This is a genomic window from Aurantiacibacter gilvus, from assembly GCF_038289935.1.
Classification (GTDB): domain Bacteria; phylum Pseudomonadota; class Alphaproteobacteria; order Sphingomonadales; family Sphingomonadaceae; genus Alteraurantiacibacter; species Alteraurantiacibacter gilvus.
On record NZ_JBBYHV010000001.1, the window covers coordinates 999,185 to 1,016,185 of the forward strand.

At 63.0% G+C, this 17,001-nt stretch carries 16 protein-coding genes and 1 tRNA gene; 11 read left to right on the forward strand and 6 right to left on the reverse strand.

All coding sequences use genetic code 11. The annotated features are described in order from the left end of the window. Window positions 1–94: 94 nt before the first annotated feature. The 6 genes from AAEO60_RS04960 (at window position 95) to AAEO60_RS04985 (ending at window position 4,154) form a co-directional block, all read left to right on the forward strand. Window positions 95–331, forward strand: coding sequence for an acyl carrier protein (locus tag AAEO60_RS04960; protein ID WP_341672531.1), 237 nt, complete (start codon window positions 95–97; stop codon window positions 329–331). 97 nt (window positions 332–428) lie between these two features. After that, window positions 429–1,691: a beta-ketoacyl-ACP synthase II gene (fabF, locus tag AAEO60_RS04965; protein WP_341672532.1), complete on the forward strand. Its 1,263-nt coding sequence runs from the start codon at window positions 429–431 to the stop codon at window positions 1,689–1,691. A 1-nt stretch (window position 1,692) separates the two neighbouring features. After that, the gene (gene mltG / locus AAEO60_RS04970; protein ID WP_341672533.1) at window positions 1,693–2,664 is read left to right on the forward strand and encodes an endolytic transglycosylase MltG; all 972 of its coding nucleotides are present in this window, start codon (window positions 1,693–1,695) and stop codon (window positions 2,662–2,664) included. A gap of 76 nt (window positions 2,665–2,740) precedes the next feature. After that, a complete protein-coding gene (locus tag AAEO60_RS04975) occupies window positions 2,741–3,259 on the forward strand; it encodes a 2'-5' RNA ligase family protein (RefSeq protein WP_341672534.1) in 519 nt (172 codons plus the stop codon). Window positions 3,260–3,292: 33 nt separating this feature from the next. After that, entirely contained in the window at window positions 3,293–3,991 is a 699-nt protein-coding gene (locus AAEO60_RS04980) for a Crp/Fnr family transcriptional regulator (RefSeq protein ID WP_341672535.1), read from the forward strand. A gap of 86 nt (window positions 3,992–4,077) precedes the next feature. Next, window positions 4,078–4,154 (forward strand) — tRNA-Met (locus tag AAEO60_RS04985). Window positions 4,155–4,157: 3 nt separating this feature from the next. Here the strand turns inward: AAEO60_RS04985 and AAEO60_RS04990 are convergent. Continuing rightward, entirely contained in the window at window positions 4,158–5,372 is a 1,215-nt protein-coding gene (locus AAEO60_RS04990) for a hypothetical protein (protein WP_341672536.1), read from the reverse strand. A 387-nt stretch (window positions 5,373–5,759) separates the two neighbouring features. On the opposite strand from AAEO60_RS04990, the gene AAEO60_RS04995 reads away from it, so the two are divergent. Then, the gene (locus tag AAEO60_RS04995) at window positions 5,760–6,170 is read left to right on the forward strand and encodes a hypothetical protein (RefSeq protein ID WP_341672537.1); all 411 of its coding nucleotides are present in this window, start codon (window positions 5,760–5,762) and stop codon (window positions 6,168–6,170) included. An 85-nt stretch (window positions 6,171–6,255) separates the two neighbouring features. On the opposite strand, the gene AAEO60_RS05000 is transcribed toward AAEO60_RS04995, so the two are convergent. After that, complete coding sequence (locus AAEO60_RS05000; RefSeq protein ID WP_341672538.1) at window positions 6,256–8,043, reverse strand: DEAD/DEAH box helicase; 1,788 nt, start codon at window positions 8,041–8,043, stop codon at window positions 6,256–6,258. Between the two features lie 235 nt (window positions 8,044–8,278). Between AAEO60_RS05000 and otsB the strand changes: the two genes are divergently transcribed. From otsB to AAEO60_RS05015, 3 genes are read left to right on the forward strand one after another with little or no spacing between them, the layout of a single operon-like run. Further along, window positions 8,279–9,013: a trehalose-phosphatase gene (gene otsB / locus AAEO60_RS05005; RefSeq protein WP_341672540.1), complete on the forward strand. Its 735-nt coding sequence runs from the start codon at window positions 8,279–8,281 to the stop codon at window positions 9,011–9,013. Further along, complete coding sequence (locus tag AAEO60_RS05010) at window positions 9,010–10,812, forward strand: glycoside hydrolase family 15 protein (RefSeq protein WP_341672541.1); 1,803 nt, start codon at window positions 9,010–9,012, stop codon at window positions 10,810–10,812. Before otsB ends, AAEO60_RS05010 begins: the two co-directional genes overlap by 4 nt. Before the next feature lie 9 nt (window positions 10,813–10,821). Then, window positions 10,822–12,222, forward strand: a complete 1,401-nt coding sequence (locus tag AAEO60_RS05015) for an alpha,alpha-trehalose-phosphate synthase (UDP-forming) (RefSeq protein ID WP_341672542.1) — start codon at window positions 10,822–10,824, stop codon at window positions 12,220–12,222. Here AAEO60_RS05015 and AAEO60_RS05020 read toward each other — a convergent pair whose 3' ends face one another. The 3 genes from AAEO60_RS05020 to AAEO60_RS05030 all read right to left on the reverse strand — a co-directional run bounded on the left by AAEO60_RS05020 (window position 12,223) and on the right by AAEO60_RS05030 (window position 14,119). Beyond that, window positions 12,223–12,642 carry an MAPEG family protein gene (locus AAEO60_RS05020; protein ID WP_341672543.1) on the reverse strand — a complete coding sequence of 140 codons (420 nt, stop codon included), beginning with the start codon at window positions 12,640–12,642 and terminating at the stop codon, window positions 12,223–12,225. It lies immediately after the preceding gene. Next, complete coding sequence (locus tag AAEO60_RS05025) at window positions 12,639–13,070, reverse strand: MAPEG family protein (protein ID WP_341672544.1); 432 nt, start codon at window positions 13,068–13,070, stop codon at window positions 12,639–12,641. Before AAEO60_RS05025 ends, AAEO60_RS05020 begins: the two co-directional genes overlap by 4 nt. A gap of 74 nt (window positions 13,071–13,144) precedes the next feature. Continuing rightward, window positions 13,145–14,119, reverse strand: coding sequence for a threonine ammonia-lyase (locus AAEO60_RS05030; protein ID WP_341672545.1), 975 nt, complete (start codon window positions 14,117–14,119; stop codon window positions 13,145–13,147). Window positions 14,120–14,234: 115 nt separating this feature from the next. Here AAEO60_RS05030 and AAEO60_RS05035 point away from each other — a divergent pair, with 115 nt between their 5' ends. Continuing rightward, window positions 14,235–15,287 (forward strand): 1,9-bis(guanidino)-5-aza-nonane synthase, encoded by a 1,053-nt coding sequence (locus tag AAEO60_RS05035; protein WP_341672546.1) that lies wholly within the window; start codon window positions 14,235–14,237, stop codon window positions 15,285–15,287. Between the two features lie 30 nt (window positions 15,288–15,317). Here the strand turns inward: AAEO60_RS05035 and AAEO60_RS05040 are convergent, their stop codons facing one another. After that, entirely contained in the window at window positions 15,318–16,934 is a 1,617-nt protein-coding gene (locus tag AAEO60_RS05040; protein WP_341672547.1) for a GGDEF domain-containing protein, read from the reverse strand. Between the last annotated feature and the right edge of the window lie 67 nt (window positions 16,935–17,001).

Genomic DNA, 17,001 nt, shown 5'->3' on the forward strand with positions numbered 1-17,001 from the left:
CCCGCAGGCAAATCGTCGCCTGCCCCTTGCCAGCCATCGCCCCGTTCATTAGGGCGAAAGCGAAATTCATCACCCCAAGTTTGAGAGGGCATACATGAGCGATATCGCTGACCGCGTTAAGAAGATCGTTGTCGAACATCTCGGCGTTGAAGAAGACAAGGTGTCCCCGGACGCCAGCTTCATCGATGACCTGGGTGCCGACAGCCTCGACATTGTCGAGCTGGTCATGGCCTTCGAGGAAGAGTTCGGCGTGGAAATCCCCGACGACGCTGCCGAGAAGATCAACACCGTCGGCGATGCCAACAAGTTCATCGAGGAAAACGCCGGTTAAGCCGGACTAACCCTGTTCGCGAAAGCACCCGCCGACGCGGACGGGGACGAAGGGCTCAGCCGTGGTGGCTGGGCCTTTCTTGATTGGAGATCACAGTATGCGGCGCGTTGTCGTTACCGGCCTTGGCCTGGTCACCCCGCTCGGAGCGGATGTCGAAACCACCTGGAGCAACCTGCTTGCCGGCGAAAGCGGCATCGGGACGATCACCAAGTTCGATACGGATGGGCAGAAATGCACCATCGCGGGCGAGGTGAAGGACAAGGATCACCCCTGGGGCTTTGATGCCGACAAGCGCGTGGATCACAAGATCCAGCGCCAGGTCGACCCTTTCATCGTCTACGGTATCGACGCTGCCGGGCAGGCCCTGGAAGACGCTGGCCTGACGGAGCTGGACGAGGCGACCAAGCTGCGCGCCGGCTGTTCCATCGGCTCGGGCATCGGCGGCCTGCCGGGTATCGAGCTCGAATCGGTCAACCTGCACGAACGCGGCCCCGGCCGTGTGTCGCCGCACTTCGTCCACGGCCGCCTGATCAACCTGATCAGCGGCCAGGTGTCGATCAAGTACGGCCTGATGGGCCCGAACCACGCCGTGGTGACAGCTTGCTCCACCGGCGCGCACTCGATTGGCGATGCTGCCCGCATGATCCGCGATGACGATGCCGACATCATGCTGGCCGGCGGCGCCGAAGCTACGGTCTGCCCCATCGGCATTGCCGGTTTCGCCCAGGCCCGTGCGCTCAACTGCTCGATGAACGACCGGCCGACTGAAGCCAGCCGCCCCTACGACAGGGACCGCGACGGCTTCGTCATGGGTGAGGGCGCAGGCGTGGTGGTGCTGGAAGAGTACGAGCATGCCAAGGCCCGCGGCGCGAAGATCTACGCCGAAGTGGTGGGCTACGGCCTTTCGGGCGATGCCTACCACGTCACGGCTCCGCACCCGGAAGGCAAGGGCGCGGAGAATTCCATGCGCATGGCCATCCGCAAGTCTGGCCTGGAACCGACGGACATCGACTACGTCAACGCCCACGGCACCTCGACCATGGCCGACACCATCGAACTCGCCGCGGTGAAGCGCGTACTGGGTGACGACCTTGGCGGTGCCTCGATGAGCTCCACCAAGAGCGCCATCGGTCACTTGCTGGGCGGCGCGGGCGCAGTCGAATCGATCTTCTGCATCCTCGCCATCCGCGACCAGGTCGTCCCGCCCACGCTCAACCTGCACAATCCGGACGAGGGTACCGAAGGTGTCGACCTGGTGCCGCTCACCGCGAAAAAGCGTGAAGTCGGCGCAGTGCTCAACAACAGCTTCGGCTTTGGCGGTACCAATGCCTCGCTGGTGATGAAACGCGTAGAGGACTGAGATGAAAAAGCTGCTGGCCACCCTCGTGGCGCTGGGCGTCCTGGCCGTTCTGGTCATGGGCGGCTGGTTCGCGATGGGCTGGTACGGCAGCGCGCAGGTGGAGGAGGAAACGGCCTTCATCGTGCCGTCCGGCTCATCGCTGACTTCGGTCGCCGATGACCTTGAGGAACAGGGCCTGATCGGCTCGTCCGAGGCATTCCTGCTGCGCGCCAAGGTGTTCGGCAGCGACGATCCGATCAAGGCGGGCGAGTTCCTGCTGCCTGCCGGCGTCAGCAATGCCGGTATCCTCGACACTTTCCAGCACGGGGACGTGATCCGCCGTTTCATCACCATTCCCGAAGGCACGCCCTCGGCGATCGTGCATGACATGTTGATGGCGGAAGACCTGCTGGTGGGCGAAATCCCGGTGCCGGACGAAGGCTCGGTCCTGCCGCAGACCTACGATTTCGAGCGCGGCGAAGAACGCGTAGCCGTGCTCGCCCGCATGCAACGGGCGATGGACGAGACGATTGCCGAGCTGTGGCCCAACCGTTCTTCGCGCACCGTGGCGACCACGCCTGAAGAGGCGGTGATCCTCGCTTCCATCGTCGAAAAGGAAACCGGCGTTCCGGAGGAGCGGCGCATGGTCGCGGGCCTCTATTCCAACCGCATCCGGCAGGGGATCTTCCTGCAGGCCGACCCGACGATCATCTACCCGATCACGCGCGGCAGGCCGCTTGGCCGGCGTATCCGCCAGTCCGAAATTGCCGACATCAACGACTACAACACCTACCAGATGGCGGGGTTGCCGGCGGGGCCGATCACCAACCCGGGACGCGAATCCATCGCTGCCGTGCTCGACCCGGCAGAGACCAATGCCCTGTTCATGGTGGCTGACGGTTCTGGCGGGCACGAGTTCAACGACACCCTGCAAGGGCACAATGCCGCCGTAGAGCGCTGGTTCGCCTTGCGCCGCGAGCGGGGCGAGATGTGACGACCCGTTTCGTCATCCCGGACCCGATCCGGGATCGCCTGCGGCAAGCAGTTCCGGGTCGAGCCTGGAACGACGAATGATGACGAACGCTCCGCTCATCGTCACTGCCGAATTGCCTGAGGACATCTATTCCTGGGCGACCCAGCTGCGCACCGACCATTTTCCTCCGGAGCGCAACTTTCTCAAGGCCCACGTCACCCTGTTCCATGCCCTGCCGCCAAGCAGTGAGGCCGAGGTGCGGCAGTGCCTTGCCGCCATGGCGCGCGATCATGCACCGGTCGACGTCCGCCTCACCGGACTGATGAAGCTGGGGAAGGGCACTGCCTTGCGCCTGGAGAGCGAAGGCATGCTGGCACTGTGGCACGACCTCGCAGACCGTTTCCACGGCCTCACCACTCCGCAGGACGAACACCCTCCGCGCCTGCACATAACCATCCAGAACAAGGTCAGCATCGAGGAGGCCAAGGCCCTGCAGGCCGAACTGGAGCCACGCGTGCTGCTGCGCGATTTTGCTTTCCGCGGTCTTGGTTTGCACTACTATCGCGGCGGCCCGTGGGAACGCGTTGCCAGCTTTGCCTTCAGGAAGAGCCGGTAATCGTGTTAGGAGGGCGCTGAAAGGGGTTAGGCGATGGCTGAATTGTCGCGCGGGATGGCCGACTTGGGGCCTGCCTATCTCTATGTATTCCTTGGCATCCTGGTCATCGCTACGGCGACGGGATCGCTGCGCAATATGCGCCTGCTGATCTTGTTTGCCGGGGTTGCCGGCACCCTCCACTTCGCGCTGTTGGACGGCCTCGCCTGGAGCACCGCGTTGACGGCCCTGCTGACGGTGGTGGCGACGGCGCAGGTCGTGCTGCAACACCAGCGCGCCAAGCGCGGCTTCACCAGTGTCGACGAGCAGCGGCTGATCGAGGACGTGCTGCAGGTCCACGAACCGGCAGACCAGCAGCACCTGCTCGACCTGCTCGAATGGCGCGAACTGGAACCCGGCGATACACTGGTGCGGCAGGGGCAGACCGAACCGCCGCTGGTCTACATCGCCAGCGGCCATGCCAAGGTCGATCATGACGAACGCGAGGTGGGCACCTGCGGCCCCGGCGAATTCGTCGGCGAGATGAGCGTGGTTGCAGGCGACTGCGCTTCCGCCACTGTAACCTCTACCGAGCCTATGCGCGTGGCCCTGATCGACCGCGATGGCCTGCTGGTGCTGACGCGCGGCGTGCCCGAAGTGGGCCGCGCTTTCGACCGCGCGCTCAACCGTGGACTGTCGGCCAAGGTGCGCCGCATGAACGATGCCCTTGCGGCCAATCGCCAGCAATTCGATTAACCGCAAATCGCCAGTTGACCGATGGCGCGACCCGACCTAAACGGCGCGCCTCGCTTCCGCCCTCGGGCCCTGGAAGCGCGCCGGATGGCGGAGTAGCTCAGGTGGTTAGAGCAGCGGAATCATAATCCGCGTGTCGGGGGTTCGAGTCCCTCCTCCGCTACCAACATCAGCGCGAGAACACGGCACCGTGGGGTGCTCCTTCACCGGTCCAGCCGTGGGGCCAGGTCCGACTTGCAAAGCTGAAACCTACCTCGCCGTCTTCGCCTCGGAACGTGTCGTCTATCGTCAGCGTTCCTGTCGCGTCATCAAGCTCAAGAAGATACATGCGCTGGCCCGAACTGCCGGGGGTGACCACAAGCCGGCGAATATCGGGGTCCCATGCCGTCCAGTGCGGAACGAAATCCTCTCCCATGTCGAGGCGTGAGACTTCTACCGGTTCAGCTCCGTCGGAAATGTCGAGGACAAAGAACGCATGTATGTCAGGTGCAGCCTGCACCATGTAGCGGCCCATGATAGTGGGCACGCCGCACCAATTTCCAGGATACTGGTGAACCAGCTGCGCATTGGGGGCGGGGCTATCGAGGCCGGTCACACGCTGAACACCGCACGAGAGGGTGTGAACATAGACCGCGCCATCCGGTCCGACCCGCGGCTCTTCGGGCGAGATATGGCCGTTGAGGCGTGGGCCGGGATCGAGGCGGTGGGTTCCAAGAAGTTCGAGATCTGAGAGTCGAAAAACCTGGTAGGTGTTGCTGGTCATGAGCCAATCGTTGCTCATGGGCGAATTGGTCACCAGCACCCGATCAAGTTCGGGCAGGACTGCCAGGCCGTAGGGAAGCAGGCCTTCGTCAGCAAAGGCCGGATCGGCGTTACTTACCGAACGGACCATCGCACCGCTATCGTCAATCTCCACTATCCCGCCGCTCATCACCGGCATCTTCATGTCGGCGTGATGTTCGGTGTGCTGGAAGGTCGCCAGGACATTGCCATTTGGCAGGCGAGCAAAGCTGTGCGGCATGCTGTATCCGCCAAGGCTGGTGAATGCCCCTGCCTGACGTGGCTGAAGCGGATTTGTAAGGTCGAATATTATCGTCCGGTTTGCCTCATGATCGTTGGCAAACAACATACCGCTGGCGGGCATTTCGTATTCGGTGTGATGGGCGTTAACGCTCTGTTGGTCGCTGGCTTCGCTGGACACGACGCTGCCATAGTCCGCAGAGTCTGGATCAGCATTGATTACGACGATGAAGTCATTTCCCTCGTCGGCTGGATCGCCGGCCCAAACAAAGAGATATTTCCCGGTGTGATCGCTGGCTTGCGAATGCACTGGTATTGCCAGAGCCGGAAGGGCCAGCAAAAGAACAAGAATGCGGCGCAGCATCGCAATAACCCCCCAAAGAATTCCGACCCGTGCGGCGCAACCTATCAACTTAACGGCGTATTGACCAAGTCGGATTGATTGGTCGGCAGCATTGGTGATCAGAATGGTCGCGAATAGCCGATCACAATCCGTGTGTCGGGGGCTCGAGTCGCTCCTCCGCTACCATTCCCGGGATCTGATCGTTGAACCAGCCGCGAGTTCTGCTCCGTGGTGGCTAGGACCTGCGTCTGGTTTTGGGTGGAAAGCGGTTCGACTGTAGTTGGTTAGCAGACACGCAGCATCCCCGCCTTAACTCTCAAACGTCGCCGTGAAGCAGGCCAATCTGGAATCAACTTGGGACCTTCAACTTGTGATGCTAACTTCTCCGCTCTCAAAGGGGGAATTAATATGATGAAGAAGTTACTTGTGATCTCCAGCATTGTCGCACTCGCAGCTTGCGGTGAACAGGCAACCGAAGAGGACAGTGTAGTGGCTGCCGAGCCAGAAGCAGAAGCTCCTGCCGAAGTGATGTCGTTGACCGAGACGACTTGGACTTTCGTAATGGACGACATGGAAATTCTGGAGTCGATCGACGCGGACGGCAACTACATTGCAAATGCCGGGGATGAACATTTCGATCACGGCACCTACGAACTGGTTGATGGGATGCAGTGCTTCACGAGTGCCATGAACGATGAAGGACAGGAGTGCTGGACGGCGCCTGCCACGATGGAGATTGGCGAGAGCGCCGACATCACAAGCGATCAAGGCGCAGAGCTCACGGTCACGCGCGTCGAATATGAGCCTTTGACCATGTAGCAGGGCATGTTGGAGGAGTGGGCTTGGCTCCGCGTGACGGGGCTTCGAGTCCCTCCTCCGCTACCATACCCTGGCTATGTGACTATCAGTGCCGCTCGGTCTTTGAGGAGTTCTTGGCGCCCTTGAACGGCTTGCCGGGCTTGCCGTTCTTCTTGCCCTTGGCCTTGTCGAACTTCTTGAAGCGCGGCTTTGCCTTTACCGGAGGGCCACCAGCCTGGCCGTGTGGCGAGCGCTCCCGGCGATTGCCGCGAGCGACTTCGCGGGGGCCGGTCTCCGACATTTCGATGGTCACCGGATCTTCGTCGCCATCGCTCTGCGCCGAACGCGCGGCGGCTTCGGCGAACTTGTCGGCGATCGGGCGGGGGATCTGGAAGAATGTCTCGTCGGGGCCGATGCGGATCGCGCCAACTTCGTTGCGGGTGATGTGGCCGCGGCGGCACAGCAGCGGCAAGATCCAGCGCGGATCGGCGTTCTGGCGGCGGCCGAGTGCCATGCGGAACCAGACCGTGTCCTCGAAGCCCGGACGATGCCGATCCTTCTGCGCCTCGCGCCGTGCCTCCGGCGTGTTGGCGATCAGGTCTTCGGGTTCAGGCATGGACGCGCGGTGCGCCTGCACCAGCATGGCGGCGATTTCCGTCGGCGTCCGCTCGGCAAGCAGGCGTTCGGCCAGAACCTTGTCGCCTTCGTCGACCTCGACGGGGGCGAGCAGCTTCTCCAGCAGGCGTTCGCGGTCCTTGGCCTTGATCGCATCGCGGTCCGGCGCGTCGGTCCATTCCGCGCTCACCTTGGCATTGCGCAGCATCGATTCGACCCGCTTGCGGCGCGAGAAGGGCACGATCAGCACAGCGGTGCCCTTCTTGCCGGCACGTCCGGTGCGGCCCGAACGGTGCTGCAGGGTTTCCGCATCGCGCGGGATCTCGACATGGATCACGAGGCTGAGCGAAGGCAGGTCGATGCCGCGCGCGGCGACGTCGGTGGCCACGCAGACGCGTGCGCGGCGGTCGCGCAGGGCCTGCAAGGCCTGGTTGCGCTCCGACTGGGAATGCTCGCCCGACAGCGCGACAACGGTAAATCCGCGCTCCTGCAAGGTCGAGTGCAGGTGGCGCACTTTCTCTCGCGTCGCGCAGAAGAGCATCGCCGTTTCCGCCTCGTGATAGCGCAGCAGGTTGACGACGGCGTTCTCGATTTCCGGGGGTGACACGGTCACGGCCTGGTAGGAAATGTCGCCGTGGCCGCGTCCCTCGCTGATCGTGGCAATGCGCAAGGCATTGCGCTGGTAACGGCGCGCGAGGGCTTCGATCGGCCGGGGCATGGTGGCGGAGAACAGCAAGGTGCGACGCGTTTCCGGCGTTGCATCGAGGATTTCCTCCAGCTCCTCGCGAAAGCCCATGTCGAGCATCTCGTCCGCCTCGTCGAGCACGACGGCCTTCAGTGCGGACAGGTCCAGCGCGCCGCGCTCCAGGTGGTCGCGCAAGCGGCCCGGAGTGCCCACGACAATCGTTGCGCCAGAGCGCAGTGCCTTGCGTTCCTGCTGCGGGTTCATCCCGCCGACGCAGGTGGCAACGCGCGCTCCGGCCTTGCTGTAGAGCCAGGCCAGCTCTCGGCTGACCTGCAGGGCCAGTTCGCGGGTCGGGGCGATGATCAGGGCAAGCGGCTGCACCGAGAAGGGGATGGTGTCGCTCTCGTCAAGCAGTTCACCCGCCATGGCGATGCCGAACGCAATGGTCTTGCCCGAACCGGTCTGGGCGGACACGACAAGGTCGCGGCCCAGGGCTTCGGGCTGCATCACCTCGGCCTGAACGGGAGTGGCCGAGGCATAGCCTCGTTCGGCAAGGGCAGCTTCAAGGCTGGCGGGAAGGGGCGGGAAGTTCATGGTATTGGCCTAGGTTACAGAGGAGGCGCGTCTGATCGCGCACCGCGAAAGGTGCAGCAAATGGGGGCGCGGGCGCAAAGCAAATTGCGGGATTGCGGCCCCCATAGAGATGGATTGCCCGTTTGGCTTGCGAAAAAGGACGAATCAGCGATTGTGCGGAACCGGCCTGCGAATGCAGCGGCCACCCTCGACCATTCCCTTGTAATGTGCCGACTGGCCGTTAGAGCGGCGATCAATGTCGTCTCTGCCCTTACCGCCCGACCTCGATGCCCTGGATCGCGAAGGACCGCTGGCGCTGTTTCTCGACTTCGACGGAACCTTGGTGGATATCGCGCCGACGCCTGATGGCATTGCAGTTCCTGCGGAGCTTGCGCAAGCGCTGTGCCACTTGCGCGACCGTTTGGGCGGTCGACTGGCCCTGGTAAGCGGACGGGCGCTCGATGATCTGGAGCGACACCTCGGCCCGCTGGCCATTGCCCGGGCGGGTTCGCACGGCAGTGATTGTCGCGCGGCAGACGGCACTGTGCTGGGCGCTGCGCCTGCCGGACTTCCCGAAACCCTGCTCGCGGCGATCCATGATTTCGCGGCCAGTGAAGGCTTCGATACCGAAGACAAGCCGCATGGGGCTGCGCTTCACTTTCGCTCCAACCCTTCGCTGGAAGGCAAGGGGCTCGCCTTTGCCGAGCACTTTGCGAGCGAACACGGGTTGCAGGTCAAGCGCGGCAAGTGCGTGATCGAACTGGTCGCCAGCGGGGCGGACAAGGCCGCCGCGGTGCGCAACATCATGCAGGCAGCTCCCTTCCACGGTGCCCTGCCGGTGTTTGTCGGGGACGACGTAACGGACGAAGACGGCATGCGCGCCGCAGCCGAGTTGGGCGGCTTTGGCATTGCCGTGGGCGAGAGGCCTAGTGATAACGCTAGATATTCGCTTGAAAGTCCTGCTGCAGTGCAGCATTGGTTGGGGCTGTGAACGAGAACAACAGCGATCTAGAGCTTTGGCCGATCGGCAACTGCCAGGTTTCCGGCCTTATCGACCGCCGCGGTGGCATCGTCTGGGGCTGCGTCCCGCGCGTCGATGGTGACCCCGTCTTCTGTGCCCTCCTGAACGGTACTTCGCAGGATGTCGGTGCCTGGCGGTTCGAGCTCGCGGGGCAGGTCAGCGCCCACCAGGAATATATCCGCAATACTCCGATCCTGCTGACACGCCTGGAAGCCAAAGACGGCAGCGCGGTGGAAGTGCTCGACTTCTGCCCGCGCTACGAAGGCAATGGCCGCATGTACCGTCCGGTGGCCTATGCCCGGATCGTCCGGCCGATTGCCGGGAACCCGCGTCTCAAGGTCGTGTTGCGACCGATGAAGAATTACGGCGCCGAACTGGCTGATACGACCAGCGGCACCAACCACATCCGTTATCTGGCGCATGACCATGCACTGCGACTCTCGACTGATGCGCCGGTCGGCTACATCCTTGAGCAGCGCACCTTCCGCATCGAGAGAGATACCCATTTCTTCCTCGGACCGGACGAGCCGTTTACCGGCAACCTGCGCGAGGAAGTGCGGCGGATGGAGCAGGCCACCCGCAAGTATTGGCAGCTGTGGGTTCGCAGCCTGGCGACGCCGTTCGAGTGGCAGCAGGAAGTCATTCGCGCGGCGATCACGCTGAAGCTGTGCCAGCACGAGGAAACCGGCGCCATCGTGGCGGCACTGACCACCTCGATCCCCGAAGCCCCGCATTCGGAACGCAACTGGGACTATCGTTACTGCTGGATCCGCGATTCCTACTACACGGTGCAGGCGCTCAACCGGCTCGGCGCGCTCGACGTACTGGAGAAGTACCTGGGTTACCTGCGCAACATCGTCGACGATGCGGCGGGCGGGCAGATCCAGCCGCTTTATTCGGTGATGGGCGTGGCCGAACTCAACGAGACTACTGCCAGCTGGCTGCAGGGTTATCGCGGCATGGGGCCGGTACGCGTGGGCAATGCTGCCTACAAACAGGTGCAGCACGACTGTTATGGACAGATTGTCCTGCCGACCGTGCAAGGGTTCCTCGATCGCCGCCTGCTGCGCATGGCGGATGATCGCGATTTCGAAAGCCTCGAGCAGGTCGGCGAGATGGCGTGGAAGATGCACGACCAGCCCGACGCAGGCCTGTGGGAATTCCGCACGCGGCAGGAGGTGCACACCTATTCCGCCGTCATGAGCTGGGCCGCCTGTGACAGGCTGGCCAATGCCGCTGCCCACCTGGGCAAGGATGACCGCGCCGCCTTCTGGCGCGAGCGTGCGGATACCGTCGCCAAGACCATTGACGACAAGGCGTGGAAGGAAAACGGCGGGGAGGGCGGTCACTACGGCGCCAGCTTCGAAAGCGATTACCTCGATGCCAGCTTGCTGCAGCTGCTGGAATTGCGTTTCATCGAACCTGATGACGAGCGTTTCCTGAAGACATTTGCCATGGTCGAGCGGGACTTGCGGCGTGGGCAGCACATGTTGCGCTATGCTGCCGAAGACGATTTCGGCGCGCCCGAAACCGCCTTCAACATCTGCACCTTCTGGCTGATCGAGGCGCTGGCGCTGATGGGCCGCAACGACGAGGCGCGCGAGCTGTTCTGCACCATGCTTGGCCATCGCACCGGATCGGGCCTATTGTCCGAGGACATGGATTTCGAAACCGGCGAGCTGTGGGGCAACTTCCCGCAGACCTATTCGCTCGTCGGTATCATCAACTGCGCGGGACTGCTTTCCCGTAGCTGGAATACCGTCCGTTAGGAGGCTCACGTGGCCAGACTTGTCGTAATCTCCAATCGCGTTGCCGTACCCAAGGCGCGCGGGGTGGCTGGTGCGCAAGGCGGGCTGGCAGGCGCGCTCAACTCCGCGCTCAAGGCCAATGGCGGCATCTGGTTCGGCTGGTCCGGCGAGGAAACCGACGAATTCACGGGCTCGATTAACTACGTGAAGTCAGCCGACGGGGTGACGACGGCAACGATCGACCTCGAACACCAGGATCTGGAAGAATACTACAACGGCTACGCCAATTCGACGCTCTGGCCGCTGTTCCACTACCGCATCGACCTCGCCAAGTACGAACGCGAGTTCGGCAAGGGCTACGAACGGGTCAACGACCTGTTCGCCGACAGCGTGCTGCCGCTGATCGAGAACGGCGACAACGTCTGGGTGCACGATTACCACCTGATGCCGCTGGGGGATTGCTTGCGCAAACGCGGGGTGACGAACCGCATGGGCTTCTTCCTGCACACGCCCTGGCCGCCGACCAACCTGTTCGTCTCGCTGCCTTATCACGAGCGGCTTGTCAGATCGCTGCTGCAGTTCGACCTGCTCGGTTTCCAGTGCGACGCCTGGCTCGACAGTTTCCTGCACTATTGCTGGAAGGAACTGGGGGCAGTTGTCGATCACGATACCGGCAAGATTTCGCTCGACGGCGGAACCACCATTGCGCGCGCCTATCCGATCGGCATCGATTTTGAGCATTTCTCCAGCAAGGGAGACACCGGCGAAGCGCGGCAGGCACAGCAGCGTCTGCTGTCTTCCACGCGCCATCGCACCGCAATGATCGGTGTCGACCGACTCGACTATTCGAAGGGGCTGCCCGAACGGCTTGACGGCATTGCCAGGTTCTTCGACCGCTATCCGGAACGGGTGCGCGACCTCGTTTTCATCCAGATCGCGCCTCCCAGCCGGGAAGATATCGGCAGTTACCAGCATATCCGAGCCACGCTCGAGCAGAAGGCCGGCCAGATCAACGGTGCGCGCTCCGAAGTCGACCTCGTCCCGATCCGTTATGTCAACAAGGGGCACAGCCAGGAAGAGCTCTACGGCTTCTACCGCGCTGCCAAGATCGGGCTGGTGACGCCGCTGCGCGACGGCATGAACCTCGTGGCAAAGGAATACGTCGCCGCGCAAGACCCGGAAGACCCGGGCGTGCTGATCCTCTCGCGGTTTGCCGGTGCTGCGCCGCAGCTCGACTGCGACGGGGAGGGCGCGCTGCTGATCAACCCGCACAGCGCGGACGACATTGCGCACCATATCCGGCTGGCGCTCGACATGCCGCTCGAAGAGCGCAAGGCGCGCTACCAGAAGATGATCGTCACCGTGCGCGATGATAATGTGCAGCGGTGGACCGAGAACTTCATTGCTGACCTTGCCGAGGTGGCTGGCTGATCAAAACGCGGCAAGTGCTGCCATCACGATCAAGGCGACCAACACCGCCTGCGACAGGTTGAACACCAGGAAGCGTAGCACGATCTTGTTGATCGTAGCCTGCAACAGCGAATGCGCCACGCGGATGGCGACATAGGTCCAGGCCAGCCACAGCGCGAGGCCTTCCCCTGCCTCGAGCAGCGCCAGCACCAGCGCTACGGCGTAGAACACCGTCGGCGCTTCGTGCAGGTGATTGTAGTTCTTCGCCTTCCACTGCACCCGCACCGGCAGCAGCGTGTCGAGCGAGGCTCCCGGGGTATTGGCGAGGCTCTGTGGGTCGATCTTGGCTTGCTGCATGGCAGGAATGCGGGTGGCGTACATCCATACCCACATCACCATGGTCCACGCCAGGAGCGCGACGACCGGTTGCAGGATGGTCATGCGCCGAGGGCGGCCATCAAGGCGCGGACGGCCAAGACTGTCAGCACGATGCTGGAAACCGTGAACAGCGTGATGCGCACTGGGATCGTGTTGACCATGGCTTGCCACAGCGAGTGGACCACACGGATGCCGACATAGGTCCAGGCAAGGTAGACGTCGATCTGGCTTCCACCGATCAACGCAAGCATGATCACAACCGGATAGAACACGGTAGGTTGTTCCATCAGGTGGTTGTAATTGTGCGCTTTCCACTGGATCATGTCGGGAAGGACGCCGTCAAGGTCGGACCCGCGACCGCCGCGCGTTTTCTCGGCTGGCATCTTCAGCTTGGCGAGGGCAGGAAGGCGCGTGCTTGCCATCCAAACCAGCATGATCATCGACCACACCGCGAGTGCGGCTGCGGGTGCAAGCAGTTGCAGGTTTACCATCGTCTCGTCTCCCCAACGTTTGGCGGGAGACTGCGGGAGGCATTTTAGATTGTCAAATGAAACCTATTTCCGGCTCAGGCCTGCCAGATGGTCTGGGCGAACTGGCGCGGATCGACGTTGCCGCCGGACAGGATGATCGCCGTCGTGCCATCCAGCTTGGCCTTGCCTGAGAGCGCCGCCGCCAGCGCCACCGCGCCGCCGGGTTCCAGCACCAGCCGCATCTGCGCAAAGGCGTAACGCTGGGCATCGCGCACTTCGGCCTCGGTGACGCGCAGGCCGTATTCGCACCGGTCCTTGAGTACACTGAAATTGATAGGACTGGTCTGGAAAGTCTGCAGGGCGTCGCAGGCCGTTGTCGGCGGGCTTTCTCCGACCGACTCGATCTCGCCGGTTTCGATCGAACGGCACACGTCGTCCCAGCCTTCGGGCTCTACCGGCACCACAAGAGCATCGGGGCAGGCGAGGGCGAGGCCGGCCGAGAGGCCGCCACCGCCGCAACAGGCGAGGATGCGCGTCGGGGCTGGTTTGCCCATGGCTTCGAGCTGCGCGGCGATCTCGATCCCGGTGCTGCCTTGGCCTTCGATCACCCACGGGTCGGCGAAAGCGTGGACATAGGTCGCGCCCTTTTCCGCCGCGAGGCCCTGCGCGATCTCCTCGCGATTTTCGGTCATGCGGTCGTAGGTGACGATTTCCGCGCCAAGTTTCTTCGTCCGGTCCAGCTTTATCGGAGGTGCGTCCTGCGGCATGACGATCGTCGCCGCCATGCCCAGTCGCTTGGCCGCCCAGGCCACGCCCTGCGCATGGTTGCCGCTGGATACGGCGACTACACCGTGGGCGCGCTCTTCCTCGTTCAAGTCGCTGAGGCGGTGCCAGCCGCCGCGAATCTTGAAAGCACCGATGGGCTGCAGGCACTCTGCCTTGGCATAAACGGTGGCGCCGCCAATCTCGACCGGCAGCAGCGGCGTGGCGGGCAGGATCTCCGCAACCTTGCGTGCAGCTTCAAGCACGCCTTCGTGCGTCGGTTCGCGTGTCTGGACTGAATTCCCCATCGGCGCGATATACGACTTTACGAGAGGCTGACTAGCACCTAATGGCGCGCGCCTTTACATACGGAACGACAGGCCATGTCTGCCGTTATACCGGCCATACGGACAGGAGTATTCGATGACCGAATCCAAGATCAATGACACGCGCAAGGCAGAACTGCTGAGCACCCAGGTCGAGCATATCGACATCACCAGTTTCGACGCGCGCCCGATCATCGATTCGATGAAGAAGATGAGCTTCACCAGCCGGGATCTGGCCAATGCCACGGGCATCTACAACCAGATGCTGGCCGACAAGGACTGCACGATCTTCCTCGTCATCGCCGGTTCCACCAGCGCGGGCGGCTGCATGGACCTCTATGCCGAGCTGATCCGTTCCAACATGGTCGACTGCGTCGTGGCCACGGGTGCCACCATCGTCGACATGGATTTCTTCGAAGGGCTTGGCCACAAGCACTACCAGGCGCTGGAAGTGCCGGACGACGATACCCTGCGCTCGCTCTACATCGACCGTATCTACGATACCTACATCGACGAAGAGCAGCTGCAGGACTGCGACTTCACGATCAACAAGATCGCCAACGAACTGCCGCCCGGGCCCTATTCCAGTCGCGCGTTCATCCGCGAGATGGGCAAGTACCTGGCCGAACACGGCAAGAAGGAAAACAGCCTGGTCAAGCTCGCCTACGAGCATGACGTGCCGATCTTCTGCCCGGCCTTTGTCGACAGCTCGGCCGGTTTCGGGCTGGTGAAGCACCAGGTTGACCAGATGGCCAAGGGCGAGCCCTACCTGATGATCGACGCCGTGGCCGATTTCCGCGAGCTGACCGACATCAAGATCAAGGCTGGCGAGAGTGGCCTGCTGATGGTGGGCGGCGGCGTGCCCAAGAACTTCATCCAGGACACCGTCGTATGCGCCGAAATCCTCGGCCACGAAGACGTCGCGGTGCACAAGTACGCCGTGCAGATCACCGTGGCCGATGTGCGCGACGGCGCCTGCTCGTCCTCGACGCTGCAGGAAGCTGCCAGCTGGGGCAAGGTGTCGACCGCCATCGAACAGATGGTCTTCGCCGAGGCCGGTTCGGTCATGCCGCTGCTGGCCTCCGACGCCTACCACCGCGAACACTGGAAGACCCGCGACAAGCGTCGCTGGGCCAAGCTGTTCGACTAATAGGCTGTCCGAGACGGGTGTGCGGGGACTTCAGGCCGCGCGCTGGCCCGGGAAAATCGTCGCTCGCTCACCGTTTGTGCTCTCGAAGCACAGGCGGTCGCGGCCTGCCGCCTTGGCTTTGTAGAGCGCACTGTCGGCAGCGCGATAAGCCTGCCTCAGGTCGCCGCCCATCGGTGCCAGCCCGGCGCTGGCGGTGACGCGGCCGATTGCGGGCAGGGCGGCGGCAATGCCTGTGGAAATATTCTGCCGCACGGCGTTCAACGCGTGCGCCGCATGCTCGATGCTCGGTGCGTCGATGGCCAGCGCAAATTCCTCGCCGCCCAGTCGCCAGGCTTGCATCATCTGCCCGCCATGCACCGCGCGGCGCAATACGGAGCCGCTTTCCGCGAGCACCCGGTCGCCGACCGCATGCCCGTGCCGGTCGTTGACGCCCTTGAACTCGTCGAGGTCGAGGATTGCGATGAAATCTGACTGGCCCCAGGTGCGCCGATCGAAATCCCGGCGATTGGCCAGCCCGGTCAGGGGATCTGTGAGGGCTTCGTCGCGGGCGCGGGCTTCCGCCTGCTGCGCGGCTTCCAGGTCGCGTTGCGCACGCATCGATTGCAGGCCAATGGCGATCGTCATGGCCACCGCCTGGAATGCCAGGCCAAAAAAGAACAGGTAGTCGGTGAATAGCGGCAGGTAATAGAGATCGCTCCCGCGCAAGACGCGTTCGACGCCGAGCAGTGCGGGGGCGGCCCATGCGAGCATGAACCCGCGTATCTCGGGACTGCGCTTGCGCAACAGCATCGCCATCGTGCCCAGCACGACCACTGCGCAGGGCAGGAACAGCAGGTGAAATACCGGCCGGGCCGGGAAATCGAATATCGCACTGAGCGGCATCACGAAGGTATTGACCAGTGTCACGGCCACGGCGATCCGGATGGCGATGCGATAGGGGCGGGTAAGCTCCCGGTGGTCGAAATAGCGCAGCATGATCGGGCCGATCATGGATACACCCACCGCGAGCGAAGCGTAGTTGATTGCCGACCGGGTCCACAGACCCATCTCGGGGAAGATGAGGAAGATCAGCGAGCTTGACGACAGGATGTATAGGCCCCCCAGCACGCAGAAGAACGCGTGCCATCGTGCGACCCGGTTGCGCAGCACGACCGCCATCACGGCACTGAGGATGGCCACGATGAACAGCATCCCGAGGCAGATGGCGAACAGCACGCTGATCCAGACGCGGCGATTGACCGCGTCCGTCTGCGATATCAGCGCCAGTTCGGTGGTCAGCAGGTGCGATTGCTGGTTCTCTAGTCCGACATAGAGCTGCGCGGGACGCTCGCCATTGAGGTCCAGTGGCAGCGCATAGGTGTTGCCCGGCATCCAGTGATCGACCAGGTCGCGCTCGGAATAGCGATGCGCCTCGACCGTCCCATCCTTGCCAACTGTCGCGATGGTCAGTGCGCCGACGGGCGCTGCCATGCCCTGCAATGCCAATACGAATTCGGGCAGTTGCTCGCCCTCCAGCCGCAGCCATGCGTTGCGTGTGCCGGCCTCTCGAAATCCGGCGTCACAATCCCAGCGGTTGCTAGTCCGGGCTTCCTCCAGAGACAGCGGTGCATCGCTTGCCAGCAGGCAACCTGCCGCGAACAGGTTCATGCCTCCTTCGTGTTCCCGCGCCAATGCGCGTTCGGACGGGCCTGCCAGAAGGGCGAGGCAGAGCAGG